11 protein-coding genes are annotated in these 12,970 nt (G+C 62.4%); 9 read left to right on the forward strand and 2 right to left on the reverse strand.

Annotation, left to right across the window (positions count from 1 at the left end):
* The first annotated feature begins 449 nt into the window (after positions 1-449).
* Both AC1DQR_RS13515 and AC1DQR_RS13520 read left to right on the forward strand, forming a co-directional pair.
* Complete coding sequence (locus AC1DQR_RS13515) at positions 450-653, forward strand: cold-shock protein (RefSeq protein WP_006159057.1); 204 nt, start codon at positions 450-452, stop codon at positions 651-653.
* 1,742 nt (positions 654-2,395) lie between these two features.
* Positions 2,396-3,439, forward strand: coding sequence for a replication protein RepA (locus tag AC1DQR_RS13520; protein ID WP_193692219.1), 1,044 nt, complete (start codon positions 2,396-2,398; stop codon positions 3,437-3,439).
* 219 nt (positions 3,440-3,658) lie between these two features.
* Here AC1DQR_RS13520 and AC1DQR_RS13525 read toward each other — a convergent pair whose 3' ends face one another.
* Positions 3,659-3,862 carry a cold-shock protein gene (locus AC1DQR_RS13525; protein WP_043352637.1) on the reverse strand — a complete coding sequence of 68 codons (204 nt, stop codon included), beginning with the start codon at positions 3,860-3,862 and terminating at the stop codon, positions 3,659-3,661.
* Between the two features lie 364 nt (positions 3,863-4,226).
* On the opposite strand from AC1DQR_RS13525, the gene AC1DQR_RS13530 reads away from it, so the two are divergent.
* Positions 4,227-4,886 (forward strand): AAA family ATPase, encoded by a 660-nt coding sequence (locus AC1DQR_RS13530; RefSeq protein WP_043357505.1) that lies wholly within the window; start codon positions 4,227-4,229, stop codon positions 4,884-4,886.
* Positions 4,887-4,888: 2 nt separating this feature from the next.
* Complete coding sequence (locus AC1DQR_RS13535; RefSeq protein WP_416051311.1) at positions 4,889-5,902, forward strand: ParB/RepB/Spo0J family partition protein; 1,014 nt, start codon at positions 4,889-4,891, stop codon at positions 5,900-5,902.
* 55 nt (positions 5,903-5,957) lie between these two features.
* On the opposite strand, the gene AC1DQR_RS13540 is transcribed toward AC1DQR_RS13535, so the two are convergent.
* Positions 5,958-7,673, reverse strand: a complete 1,716-nt coding sequence (locus AC1DQR_RS13540) for a phage integrase family protein (RefSeq protein WP_477133143.1) — start codon at positions 7,671-7,673, stop codon at positions 5,958-5,960.
* Positions 7,674-8,172: 499 nt separating this feature from the next.
* Between AC1DQR_RS13540 and AC1DQR_RS13545 the strand changes: the two genes are divergently transcribed.
* The 5 genes from AC1DQR_RS13545 to AC1DQR_RS13565 all read left to right on the forward strand — a co-directional run bounded on the left by AC1DQR_RS13545 (position 8,173) and on the right by AC1DQR_RS13565 (position 12,958).
* Positions 8,173-9,033 carry a helix-turn-helix transcriptional regulator gene (locus AC1DQR_RS13545; protein WP_477133144.1) on the forward strand — a complete coding sequence of 287 codons (861 nt, stop codon included), beginning with the start codon at positions 8,173-8,175 and terminating at the stop codon, positions 9,031-9,033.
* A gap of 221 nt (positions 9,034-9,254) precedes the next feature.
* Positions 9,255-9,704 (forward strand): DNA-binding response regulator, encoded by a 450-nt coding sequence (locus AC1DQR_RS13550; protein ID WP_416051308.1) that lies wholly within the window; start codon positions 9,255-9,257, stop codon positions 9,702-9,704.
* A 99-nt stretch (positions 9,705-9,803) separates the two neighbouring features.
* A complete protein-coding gene (locus tag AC1DQR_RS13555; protein WP_150989177.1) occupies positions 9,804-10,115 on the forward strand; it encodes a hypothetical protein in 312 nt (103 codons plus the stop codon).
* 638 nt (positions 10,116-10,753) lie between these two features.
* The gene (locus tag AC1DQR_RS13560) at positions 10,754-11,422 is read left to right on the forward strand and encodes a phosphatase PAP2 family protein (protein ID WP_477133145.1); all 669 of its coding nucleotides are present in this window, start codon (positions 10,754-10,756) and stop codon (positions 11,420-11,422) included.
* A gap of 126 nt (positions 11,423-11,548) precedes the next feature.
* Positions 11,549-12,958 (forward strand): undecaprenyl-phosphate glucose phosphotransferase, encoded by a 1,410-nt coding sequence (locus tag AC1DQR_RS13565; RefSeq protein ID WP_477133146.1) that lies wholly within the window; start codon positions 11,549-11,551, stop codon positions 12,956-12,958.
* Positions 12,959-12,970 lie beyond the last annotated feature (12 nt).

The raw sequence follows: 12,970 nt of genomic DNA on the forward strand, positions 1-12,970 counted from the left end.
CGAGGGGAAAGGCGGGAGGCCCGCGCCCGGCCACGCAGAAACGGGTACGCTTTTCTCCCACTGCAAAGCTGAGGAGGGTGGTCAGCCGGATGGCGGGGGTCTGGTGCAGGTCGCCAATGGCGACCGGGGTGGCGGGGCATCGCGGTGACGATGCAAGCATATTTCCGACTCGACACGGCACCAGCGGCGAATAGGATTCATCTGAAAAACGTGATGATCCGACCGTGGCTCGCAGTGGATCCAGGCAGACATCCAGAATGACCCTACCTTGACGCTGGCGCTAATCCGCCGTATAAACCCCGCTAGATTCAAGCGACGAGGCAACAGCACATTCGTTAGCCACCGTCATGGTACTTCCGTTGTCCATGGTGTCCTTTCCTTGAGTTGCTTTGCTCGGATATGCGTGAGCTATCCGTTTCTTTTAAATTTTTCCCAGGAAAAGCAATACCATGCAAACCGGTATCGTTAAATGGTTCAACGACGCCAAGGGCTTCGGTTTCATCAAGCCGGACGCTGGCGGTGACGATCTCTTCGCGCACTTCTCTGAAATCCGCTCCGACGGTTTCAAGTCGCTGCAGGAAAACCAACGCGTGTCGTTCGAAGTCAAGAACGGCCCGAAGGGCCTGCAAGCTGCGAACATCACGCCGCTGTAAGCAGTAGACTGGCACCCCACTAGGGGTACGCCCAGTCAGGAAAACCCCGCCTCTCGAGGCGGGGTTTTTTTTTGTCCGGCAATCCTCCCGGCCTCGCCCGGATCCCGCACCGCGGCGGGATCGCCGCAGGAACGGCGCCACTGTTCTCACCTGGCAACGCCGTCAGCCAGGCCCCCGCAGCGCACGCAGAAACGGGTACGCGCCTATCTCTGGGGCCAGTTCAATTCCGGAATGCCTCCGAACCCCCACGCAGAAATGGGTACGCCCCATCCCCGGAACCGCGATTTCCTATCCCGTAGCCGCCCCTCCTGAAGCCAGGCGGCGATCAAGGGGCGCAGAAATGGGTACGCAAGGCGTGAAATGCCACTTCGCGCCGACATCCGAGCGCTGGGAGCATCTCCATGGGCATCGCGCAAGGGGTTGACTGACGCAATATCACAACGCAGAAACGGGTACGCCCCGTCTTTTTTTTCTTCCCGCTGCCCCAACAGCTCAAACGCCCGAAATTGCGCAGAAACGGGTACGCCCAAAGGCCCAGACCACGTTTTCCGGCACTCAGCAGGCGCCTTCACGCGGCCCCTCGACCGTATTCCACGCCTCCTCCCCTCCCAAAGTCCTTGTCCAAGGACGACTCGGCTCTTTTCCCGCAGAAACGGGTACGCATAGCCCCCTTTCCAGCCGGGTCGTGGCCGCAGAAACAGGTACGCACAACTGACGGGTGCCCGCGGCGTACGACCGCGCCGGCACCAGCCTCATCGGGAACACGCGCAGAAACGGGTACGCCTGCAAAAATCCTTTTACTCATTCGCTATTTTTGAGTGCAAGCACTCGCTTTCGGTATAAAGCTTGTGTATAATGGAAAGAAGGAAATTTTTCGCTCGGCGGAACCCGCTCCGAGGACGCAGAAACGGGTACGCAAGCTGGAAAACGAGGTCGCAGGGAGCCCACAGAAACGGGTACGCTTTTGGCGCGAAGCAACTCGGAACGAAGGTTCGCAGAATTGGGTACGCCGCAGAAACGGGTACGCTTCAAGGCAGCGAACCCTGAAAAGCGGGTTTTCAAATGCCGTAGCGCAGAATTGGGTACGCAAATGGAACGGCAGGGGTGCTCGCTACGCAGAATTGGGTACGCACGAGGGCGAAGGCAGCCCTGGCAAACTCGGATGCGTACCCAATTCTGCGGGGATAACTACTCCGGAATACCGGTTTACGCGGTATACGTGGCGAAAAGCACTCTGCGCTCGCAGAAACAGGTACGCTTTTGGTGTCTCCGGCTGTGGAAAAGCCTGTGGGAACAGGGAGTTATCCACGCAGAAACCGGTTCGGGCTTTGCGCTGAAACGGGTTCGGTATACCGCAGAATCTGGTACAGCACTTCGCAGAATCGAGTACGGTTTCACGCAGAATCGGGTTCGCGGAGGGTGTTTTTCCTCATAAGAATCAAGGCCCTGGGTCTCCCGTATACGGTTTACAAGTAGTTAACCCATACTCTTAACGTTTACCGGTAGCTGATGGCTGGCCTTCCGTGGACAACCCTTCGGGATTGCCCACCGTAGTCCACCATGCAATCGGCCATGAGACCCAGCACACCCAAAACACGCGGCATTGCAGGAAATTCGTCTACCGAACCCGTTTCTGCGTGACAAGGCGGATTGCTTCGCGTAAAAAGTCGTGTATTCCGAAGCACGCCAATATGCCCATTAAACGCAACCAGACCATCCTTGGGTCTCGCGGTCCAGCAGATATGGACAGTGAGCCCTCCCGCATCATTGTTCCCGGCGACGAGAACAGTCTGGTTCCGTCCGAGAAATTCCAGCGCCTGTTCGACGAAGCCCAGGCCATGGAGCGCGAAGATGCCTGGCAAAGTGGCGAAGTCGGCTTTTTGAGCCGAGCCAGCGTGCAGGTCACCTTGCCTTACCGGGCGCCAAAGGGTGCTCCGCCTGTGTGGACGCGAACCAGTGGAAATATTTCGCTGATGATCCAGCCTGGATACTTCACACAGCAGCGTTCAGAAAAGGCCAGCAATGGACGCCAGAAACTGGTGTCCGAAACGGTCTCGCTCGGCTATCCCTACGGCTCCTACCCGCGCCTGATGCTTGCCTGGATCGGCAAGGAGATCATGGCAAAGAAAAAGCGCGGCGAGTTTACCGGGACGGTCGAGGACCGCCGCATCTCGCTGGGCAACTCGCTGTCCGAGTTCATGTACAACCTGGGCATTCCAATGGCCACGGGTGGCAAGCGTGGCACCATGACCCTGGTGCGGCAGCAAATGATCCGCCTGTTCTCCGCCACCATTGCGATCGTCCAGAACAAGTCCACGCCGAGCCAGAATCAAAACCAGAGCCACGAGCCGCTTTCGATTGATCGCGTCGGCTATCTACTCGCAGATCAGCTGTCGACCTGGTGGGATCCCATGCAGCCGGGGCAGGGCTCGATGTTCGAGAGCTTTGTCGTGCTGTCCGAGCCATTTTTCAATGAGCTGGTTAACCGGCCTGTGCCGGTTGACATGCGCGCGCTGAAGGCACTCAAGCAGTCGCCGTTCGCGCTGGACGTATACTCCTGGCTGACCTACCGCTTCTTCACGATTCAGCGGCGTACCGAGATTCCGTGGGAAGCCTTGCAGATGCAGTTCGGCACTGAAACCGAAAGTGAGCGGAAATTCCGCGCACTATTCCGTAAGGCGCTCAAGGATGTGCTGGTTGTCTATCCGGGTGCCAAGGTGGATGCGGATTCGTCCAAGGCGCTGATCCTGCAGCCCTCCCGTACGAGCGTTCGCAAGCTCGCCTGAGCCTGGAAGCATGCATTGCCGAACCCGCCTGCTGAATGAGCTGGCGGGTTCTTCGTTAGGTCCCCCAGAAATTGCGTGAAGGTGCCTGGATGTAGAGCGGGCGTTGTCTGCCCTGCAAGAAGCACAAAAGGCAAGCGTTATACGCTTGCCTTTTGCTTTGCCTACCGCGTCAAGCCCGGGAGCCAGGCGCAGTCTGCGATTTCGCCGTGATTCGTGAGATCAGGCCGGCTTGATGGCGGATGCCTGCAAGCCCTTCGGGCCCTGCTTTACTTCAAACGTGACGCGCTGACCATCCTTGAGCGTCTTGAAGCCCGAACCCTGGATTTCGGAGAAGTGCGCGAACAGATCCGCACCGCCGTCGTCCGGGGTAATGAAGCCAAAGCCCTTGGTCTCATTGAACCATTTGACCGTACCGGTTGTCATGTGAATTTCCTTTCGAAGCAAGTTCTTGTACACAACGCAAACAACGCTAACAACCGTTCAAGCACGCTAAGTTCTCGTAGTTACCGAACGGACGCCGACGAGGTGACACGACTTGACTCGACTGTTGCGGGCATCATAACCAGTTTGTCTAGTTGTGTCATGTGCGCCGAAAGACGCACTATCGCTACTTTAGGCGTATTCCGTGCCGCATTTCAAGTGGAAATCTTTCATTCCATAACGCGAAATGTTTTCTCTAATATTATATTTATAATATAAATTCAAAAAACAGTTGAGCCAGCACGTCACTTTGACTAAAGTTGCGGCTAGCGATAATCGCGCTTTCAGCGCTGAAAGAGAGGTCGTAGTGCCAGCTAAAATCATCACGGTCTTCAACCAAAAGGGCGGGTGCGGAAAGACCACGGTCAGCATGCATCTCGCAGGTACGCTCGGATTGCGCGGCGCGCGATCGATGCTTGTCGATATGGACGAGCAGGGCACGGCAACGCGCTGGGCCGCGCAGGCAAGCGACGAGCGGCCTTTTCCTGCTTCCGTGATCGGCCTGGCGCCGTCCGGCGGTGCAATGCACCGCGAAGTCAGGAAATTCATCCAGGACTACGATTACATCGTGGTCGATTGCCCCCCGGCGGTACATTCGGCTGCACCCTCAAGCGCCCTGCTGATTTCCGATCTGGCAATCATCCCGGTCGTCCCATCACCACCCGACCTTTGGGCGGCGGTGGCCGCGAAGACCCTGGCCCAACACGCTCAGGTCCAAAACGAAACGCTGCGTATCCGCGTCATGGCAAACATGGTGCAGCGGCGCGTTTCCATTGCGCGCCAGGCGATTGAGATTCTGGGGGACGATCTGGAAATCCCGCTGATGCAATCGATGATCGGCTCGCGCTCGCCGTTCCGCGAATGCCAGGCGATTGGATGCACCGTGCACGGCGTGGCCGGCGCGCGCGAGTCCGTGCAGGAAGTCGACATGATGGTCGACGAAGTATTGTCTTTGATTGAGCAATAGGTATGGCGACAAAATTGAAAAGCCTCAAGGCAGGCATGTTGGCGGGAATGGCGGCAGAAAAAACACGAGGGGACGCGATCGATCGCTTTGCCCGCGCCGAGGCGGCAATTTCGCAACACCCCAACGGCTTGCTCCAGGTGCGTAGCCGGGAGCCCAGCCCCATTTTCAGCGCTGAAAGTGAGCCCGAGGAAGAGGGCGGCCGGATCCTGATGAAGGTGCCGCTGGCGCAGCTCCACGACAATCCTTTCAATGCCCGCCGCATCTACGACCCCGTGGTGGTGCAGGAACGCGCGGCTTCGATTGCCACCCACGGTCAGAAGACACCGGGCCTGGCGACGCCGGATCCGGCCCGGCCGGGGCACTACATCCTGATCGATGGCCACTACCGCAAGCGGGCGCTGGCCTCCGCGGGCAAGCTCGAGATGGAATGCTTCATCGAGAGCAACCTGAATGACCTGGATTTCTACCGGCTGTCGTTCCTGCTCAATGAGCAACGGTCGGACCAGTCGGCGCTGGACAACGCGATTGCCTGGCGGCAACTGCTGGACGAAGGCAAGGTCCAGAAAGAGGAAGACATCTGCGAACTGACAGGCATGTCAGCCGGCACGGTTAACAAGACACTGGCGCTGCTCAGACTGCCCGAGTCGGTCCTGGGCGTCATGCGCGAGCGTCCCAGCGCAATCGGGATTGCCACCGGCTATGAACTGACGCTCTATTGCAAGATCGTTGGAGAGGACCGTACACGGGACCTGGCCACGCGCATCATGGCAGAGGGCTTGTCCAGCCGTGAGGTCGAGGCGATTCGCAAGCACGCGCAGGAAGGCAAGGCACGCAAGATCAAGGAGATCAGCCGCCAGTACAAGATCCGCAGCGACGCTGGGCAGTTGCTAGGCACGATCAAGGAGTGGGATTCCGGGCGCGTGGTGCTGGACGTGCAAATGAACGACCGAGGTGCGCGCGAAGCGCTGGTCGAGACCCTCAAGGCGCGTTTTGGCCTGGAGAAGACCGCAAGCTGACAGCTTGCATAATCATAGTCGAGGGGGGAGGGCAGCGATCACCCACCCCACCCGGTCACTCCATGGCCGGAACGACATGAACATGATCCGCTGTGCTGGCCCCGGAAGCCTCAGGGGCCATGACTCCCGCGCGGCCCGCCCCAACGCGCTTCACCCGGGTTCTTCGCCCCGCCAGGTCGCGCGGCGAGCGCGCCGCAAACTCGGCATCCTCGGCCTCCCGATACCGCTCGATCACCTGGCTCAGCAAGGCATGCAATCCCCTTACCGAGTAGCCTGAGCCTGGCGACATCTCAGCCTTACGCCTGGCACGACCGGTAGGCGGAAGCCGGGGTGGGCCGACAAGCACGATCGGCTGGCCGGCCAGGCTGCCCCAATCCAGCCCGCGGTCTTGCCAGTGACGCTCCAGTGAGCCGCGAGCGGCTTCGCTAAGACCCTCATTCGCCCGGTGCTTATCCTCGGCACCAGGCGTACCAACTTCTTCATGCGTACCAACTTCTTCATGTACGCCAAGCTTGTCGCGGGTGAACGTCGCCAGGCTTGCAAATCCGATCGGCTGCTCCTGCAACAAGCGGACTGCGGCGTCGGCGGCGCGATACCGAATGCCTTCCGGATCCCGGCCCTGGGCAGCTAGCCAGTCAAGGAATCTGGCCAGCGATTCGGGTTCGAGGGTGCTCCCGGCGCCCACCGGCACAGCCATGCGCGACGCCGTCCTCTTCGACTGGCTCTCGGGCTGCCAGACGTGCTCCGCAATATGTCCCTGGCCTTGGAGCCATTCAAACAGCGCGCCCAGGATGCGCGAGGCATGGAGCACGCTGCTCTCCGACAGCGGACCGGTGAATGGCCGCCATGCCGCCGACTCCCTTGGTGCTCGCGGCCCAACCCACAAGCGTACGGGAGTGGGTTGACGAAGGAACGCGAAATAGTCCTCGCGATCCTGCCGATCCAGCATGGCCAGCGGCTTGCGTCGCTCCGTTGCCGTCCAAAGCAAAAGCCGCTCGGCCTCCTTGCGGTAGGCTAGCCAGGTACTTTGCTGCGCCTGATTCGCTGCGAGCCAAGCCCGAACCGCGACGAGATCGCTTCTGAAAGGGCATTTTAGATCACTATTTGACGAGATCGTAGTCACCGTACCCGATTCTTCTTCGCGCATCAGCTCTAACGGCACCAGTTGGTGCAAGCGCGGGCCAAGCGTGGCTTCGGCCAGGCGGCCCCGCGCGAAAACGTGCTCCCGCAGCAGAGGCTCTCCGCGCTCATCCCGGACGACATCGCGATGATCGGCCAGCCACCGGTTGATCGCCGCCCCGGCAAGGGCGCCGATGCGCGGTACCGAGCGCCACCACGCATTACCATGGCGGTTGGCAAGATCCGCCAAAATATGCAGATTAGATATCTTTTGTGCCCGCAAGCGTCTCGCCAGGGCCGGGGAAAACCAGAGCTCGATGCCATGATCGGCTCGGGGCTTGGCGGTACCGAGCCGTTCCAACTCGGCCAGGGCTTCGACCCGACGGTCCATGCCCCGGTTGGAGCGGCCGGGACCACCTTCCAGCAGTTCAGCCAGATCCTGCCGGCTATGCAGGTGCGCCAACTGCACCATGCGGTCGCGCAGCCCGAGCAACACCCGCAGGGCGGATTCGCCGCCTGTGTCGTCGTCGTCGCTGTCATCACTGAGATAGCGCCCGGCTACCATGGCAGCCGGCATGCCCTGCACGTAGGCCCGCACAGCGGCAAACTCGCTGCGGGTGAGACTCAGGTTAGGGGCCTTACCGGGTTGCATGACAACGTTCGATTTGGTCGCTAAGATCTTGATTCATAAGGCACTTAATCAATCGCTAAATGCATCCGGGTATAAATGCATAGTGAAATTCAATGCCGATAATTATACCGGCAAAATGCCCCGCATGCCTCCGCTAACCGCCCGGGGCAGCCCGATCCGGCCGCTCCGCCCAGCGCAGTTGGTATCGCGCGACATGCTTTGCCGGGTGTAACCCTGACTTGCATTCACCCCCGCCAGTGCATATCCTGAGACCCAGAGTTAGATTTTTTAAACTCTGAGTTAAGAAACATCTACAGCGTAAAAAAAGCGCAAACGGGGCGATTCGAAAGCGACTCCACGGGATGGTCAGTCGGGCAGCCGGACCTGGACGGGTACGTTGCCACGGCCTGGAGACGAAACGGATCGTATGGAAATGCAACCGCAGCATAGTGGGCATTTCCGTTAGCATGTGCGGGTTGTCGCGGGGCTCGCCATGCCGTAACAAAAAAAGAGAGCGGCCATGGCCACAATCCTCTTGATCGAGCCTCATCCCCTCCTGCGCCTGGGTCTGCGCCATTTGTTGACCCAGGCCGGCCTCCACGGCGATCTCGTCGATATCGATCCAGGCGCACTGCCTTATCCAGCCGAGTGGCTCTGCCATGCCGACCTGATGATCTACGGATTGTCGGCGGACCCGGCGTTGAGCTGGCAGGAACTGGACCAGGCCTGCCAGACACTGATGCCGAAGCGGGTCCTGGTGCTATCCGAGCAGATCCTGTCGCCGCAGAACGGCGCGACCATGCCCGACAGCGTGCGCGGCCTGTTGTCCAAAGCCTGCAGCGCCGACATGCTGGATGCGGCGATCCGCCTTGTCCTTGCCGACGGCGAGTGTTTTCCCGCCCGGGCCCAGGGAGCGCGCGCTGACGCGAGTCCTGTGTCGTGGCCCTCGATCCCGGCCAGGCCGTCGCCGGCCGCACTGCATTTGCACGCCGGACCGATCCAGGTCGATGGCGAACATGGCGCTGCCGCCCATCCGGCACAGCACTTGCCGGGCGACGCCGCCCCCGAGCCGGAAACGCCTTCGGCCGGATCGCACCTGCTTAATATTACCGAGCGCCAGTACGAGGTGCTGGCGCTGCTGGCACGCGGCTATCCGATCAAGACCGTCAGCCGCTTGCTGAACATCTCGGTGGCTACCGCCAAGACGCATGCATGCACCCTTTACCAGCGGCTGCACGTGCGCAACAAGGGCGAGGCGGTTTACGTAGCGCTGCAGCGTGGCGCGAAGCTGAGCTGGCCGGGCCCGGCAACCGCTGCCGTGCCGATTCGCGGTGTGGGGCCGTCGCCGGTGGAGCTGGCCGGTGTCTGCCAGGCGGCCTGATTGTTAGTCCCGCCGGGCGCGCGCTGTGGCGCCCGACGGCCCAGAGCACCGGCGACTCCATCCTCTGCAACACGCCGCCTCATCCGAATGCACGAGGCGGCGTAGTGCCCTACTTGCTACCCTGATCAACAAACAAGTGGCTCTCGCGGGAAGCCGGGCCTGGCACTCGCTGGCTTAGCGCAACCCGCGCAACCAACGCAACCCGCTGTCACCCACAGCCGATGACAACGCTCCTGCTTGCCCACAACATGATGCTGCGACGGGGTGTGCTGCGGCACCTGCGCGAGCTTGCCGCGCTCGCCCCCGTGCTATCGCAGACCCCCGAATGGCTGCTGGAGGCGACCCCGGCCGAATTACCCCCGGGTCCCATCGATTTCGCGCTGCTTGACTGCAGCGGCACCGATACCGATTCCTTCCGCCTGCTCGATGCTCTGCACTCCCGCCTGGGGCCCCGGCGCTGGCTGGTCATGTGCGAGACTCCCGACCCCGAGTTCGCACGCTACGCCGCTGGCCTTGGCGCTAGTGGTTGCCTGCCGGTGCCAGCCTCGCCCGAGCAAACTCGGGCTGCGGTGGCGCTGGTGCATGCCGGGGGCCAGTGTTTTCCGCGCCGGGCTTTTGCCATGCCACCGTCCTCCCCCATCGGTTCAGGTGGGTCTACGGCAAGGGGATGATGCGCGCGCCGGCGCGGCTGCCTATGCTGAAAGTGCGCGGATAGCGAAGCCGGGACGTTCAATGTCAAGCCGGCCGCCGCGCGATGCACAGGGGGTCGTATGGAAAACGGGCTGGATATCCTGGTCGTGCGCGGCTTTGCCGTGCCGGAGGGCCGGGGCAAGTGGGCGTGCTGCTACGAAATCAGGTTGACTACCGGGCGCGATGAACCGCTGCTGTACCGCGGAGAGTTGCATGGCAGGCGCTACGCCTGCGAGGCCGCCGCGATCGCGGCAGCTACCTTTGCCGGTGAGCAGGAAGCACGCAGGCAGATGGCATCCGTATGGGCCGGACTGCTCGCGCGCCACGAGTACTGCGTGGTGGTGGCGAGCGAACCGGCGCTGGAGCGCGTGCATGAGCCGGCGGCCGGCTAGGCCGCGGCCGCCAGCCAGGGCACCCCGGTAGCAGCGCGGGATGCAATCGGCTGTTCATCCGCCGCAAGACAACGAGAGTAAGGCAAGAGGGGGCGACGACGAGCGCGTGTTCGGGGGACCGGAGCTTTTCCGGTGCGCATGCCAGCATGGATGCGCGCACGCGTGTTTCGGTCGCAGCGCATGCTGCGCCGGATCTTGATGGCCACGGTTGAGCCGGCCGGCAGAGGCGGCACACCGTGGCCTGTTTCTTTTTCTGCCGGCGGTGGCTGTCCGCGAAATTGCCGAAATCCAAAGGCGCCGCGCAAAAAAAGAGTCCGCCGACCGGGGGACCATGCGGACTCTAAAGTGGCCAGCTCGATTCCGCTCGGCGGGCCACTCTCCGACGATAGCCAAACACCGGCGGTAGCTGTATCGACCAGAAGATGCATCTGCCACATGGCTGAAGGTCTGGCCCGGCCGTTCCCAGGGAAGCCCGCCAGCCCAGCGCATGCTTCGCTGCGCCGCATGGCCCGCGGGTGGCACCGTGGCCGCCTCATGCTTCTGGCTGGGTTGAGGCCGACCCGAAAGCCCGTGCGGCGGGCATGCCGGTTACGCAACTGTGTTACTTTGCTCGCGTGCTCGACCCTCCAACAGCCATCATGATTCCCTGGCACCTCATCTCCCGCTTCGGCGAAACCTCGCTGCTGCTGCCCTGCGCCGTGTTGATCGCCGCATGGCTGTTCCATGCCGGCGCCGTTGCCAGCGCACGCCGGTGGGTGTTGAGTTTCGGTGTGACCGCCGCGCTGGTGCTGGCCTCCAAGCTGGCCTTCATGGGCTGGGGCATTGGCTGCGCGGCGCTTAACTTCACGGGATTTTCCGGGCATAGCATGATGTCGGCGTCGGTATTGCCGGTGCTGCTCTACCTGATCGTGTCGGCGCGCCATCCTCGTCTAGCCGTTGGCGCCGGCGGGATCGGCCTGCTGCTGGCGTTGCTGGTGGGCGTCTCGCGGCTGAAGCTGCAGGCGCATTCAGGCTCGGAAGTGCTGAGCGGGCTTGCGCTCGGATTTGCCGTCAGCTTGAGCTTCATCTTCTGGGGCCGGCGGCCGGCCCGCTCCGCACCGGCTCTGGCAGCCGTGCTGGTGGTCGTCCTGATGCTGGGCGTGCCGGCGGTTGGTGTCGCCGCGCCCACGCATCACTGGCTCGAAATCCTTGCCGCCCGGCTGGCCGGGCGCGACAAGCCGTTCCAGCGCGGGCAATGGCGCGAATGGGCCAGCCAGCGCGAGGGATCCGCGGTGCTGGCCTGCCTGCCCCCCGCTTCGCCGCGCTGAGCCGGGAGGCCCGGCCCGCCAGCACGCGTCCCGAGCGCGTATGTGCGCAAGCAAACAGACGGTACCACTGCCGCGGCGCAACCATGATCTGCATACCAAGTCCGGCTCGCCGGATGGAGGCAAATCATGTCGACGGTCCGCGCATTCGTTGCCGAGAGGCAGGCCGCCCTGCAAATTCTGTATCGCTTCGCCGATGCGGCCATCGTTGCCGCCTGCGGCGCGGTGGTTGGCGAATTGCTGTTTCCCCAAGGCCTGCGTAGCGCTGCCCCGGTCCATGGCTTCATCACCGTGTTGTGTTCGGTCAGCACCCTGCTGGTGTTCCCCGCTTGTGGCTTGTACAACTCCTGGCGCGGCCGCAGCCGCGCCGCGTTGGCGGTGCGCACGCTCGCGGCCTGGGGCGCGGTGTGCATGCTGGGCTTGGTCACTGCGTACCTGATGCACCAGTCGGCCGCGCTGTCCCGGCTTTGGTCGATGGGCTGGGTCCTGAGCGTGGCCGTCATGCTGCTGGCCTCCCGGGTGGTGCTCTATGGCATGCTGGGCAGCGTGCGCGAGCACGGCATCAACGCCAAGCGCGTGGTGATCCTGGGCTACGGATCGCTCGGCCACGAGATGTACCAGCGCGTACGGAACAATCGCGGCGCGGGCTACGACGTGGCCGGCATCTACGACGAAGGCACCGAGCAACCGGTGCCCGCGGGCGTAACGCGGCTGGATTCGCTGCAGCAGGTCTGCACGTTCGTGCGCAACAACGGCGTGCGCGAAATCTGGCTGACGCTGCCGATGGCTGCGTGCCGCGATCTCTATGACGTGGTCTCCCACTTCCGCAACGACCTGATCGACATCCGCTGGGTGCCGGACATCATGGCGGTCGAACTGCTCGGCCATCGCTTCAGCGACTTCCTCGGCCTGCCGGTCATCGACCTGAACAGCCCGCCGCAGTCGGGCATCACGGGTTTGCTCAAGGGCAGCTTCGACCGCGCTTTCGCGCTGGCGGCGCTGGTCGGGCTGTCCCCGCTGCTGCTGCTGATCGCCGTGCTGGTCAAGCGCTCGTCTCCCGGCCCTGTCCTGTTCCGCCAGACTCGCCTGGGCATGGATGGCCGGCCCTTCCACGTCTACAAGTTCCGCACGATGGTGCAGCACCAGGATGCGGGCAGCGTGACCCAGGCCGTGCGCGGCGATGCCCGCGTCACGCGCATCGGTGCCTTCTTGCGCCGCACCAGCCTGGACGAGCTGCCGCAATTCATCAACGTGCTGCGTGGCGAGATGTCGGTGGTGGGCCCGCGCCCGCACGCCATCGAGCACAACGAGATCTACAAGGAAGTTATCGATCGCTACATGCTGCGCCACCGGGTCAAGCCCGGCATCACCGGCTGGGCGCAGATCAACGGCTTTCGCGGCCAGACCGACACGGTAGAGAAGATGCGCCAGCGCATCGAGTGCGACATCTTCTACATCCGCAACTGGTCCTTCGGACTGGACCTGCACATTATCTTGCGCACGGCGCTGTATGGCTGGACGGGACGCGAGGCGTTCTGAGTCCTTCGCCCC

The organism is Cupriavidus sp. 05L411 (assembly GCF_056398045.1).

Bases quoted from the DNA above. Each gene is read 5' to 3' on its own strand.
- AC1DQR_RS13520 (WP_193692219.1), top strand. From the start codon at position 2,396: ATGGACAGTGAGCCCTCCCGCATCATTGTTCCCGGCGACGAGAACAGT.
- AC1DQR_RS13550 (WP_416051308.1), top strand. From the start codon at position 9,255: ATGACAACGCTCCTGCTTGCCCACAACATGATGCTGCGACGGGGTGTG.
- AC1DQR_RS13535 (WP_416051311.1), top strand. From the start codon at position 4,889: ATGGCGACAAAATTGAAAAGCCTCAAGGCAGGCATGTTGGCGGGAATG.
- AC1DQR_RS13545 (WP_477133144.1), top strand. From the start codon at position 8,173: ATGGCCACAATCCTCTTGATCGAGCCTCATCCCCTCCTGCGCCTGGGT.
- AC1DQR_RS13565 (WP_477133146.1), top strand. From the start codon at position 11,549: ATGTCGACGGTCCGCGCATTCGTTGCCGAGAGGCAGGCCGCCCTGCAA.
- AC1DQR_RS13515 (WP_006159057.1), top strand. From the start codon at position 450: ATGCAAACCGGTATCGTTAAATGGTTCAACGACGCCAAGGGCTTCGGT.
- AC1DQR_RS13560 (WP_477133145.1), top strand. From the start codon at position 10,754: ATGATTCCCTGGCACCTCATCTCCCGCTTCGGCGAAACCTCGCTGCTG.
- AC1DQR_RS13555 (WP_150989177.1), top strand. From the start codon at position 9,804: ATGGAAAACGGGCTGGATATCCTGGTCGTGCGCGGCTTTGCCGTGCCG.
- AC1DQR_RS13540 (WP_477133143.1), bottom strand. From the start codon at position 7,673: ATGCAACCCGGTAAGGCCCCTAACCTGAGTCTCACCCGCAGCGAGTTT.
- AC1DQR_RS13525 (WP_043352637.1), bottom strand. From the start codon at position 3,862: ATGACAACCGGTACGGTCAAATGGTTCAATGAGACCAAGGGCTTTGGC.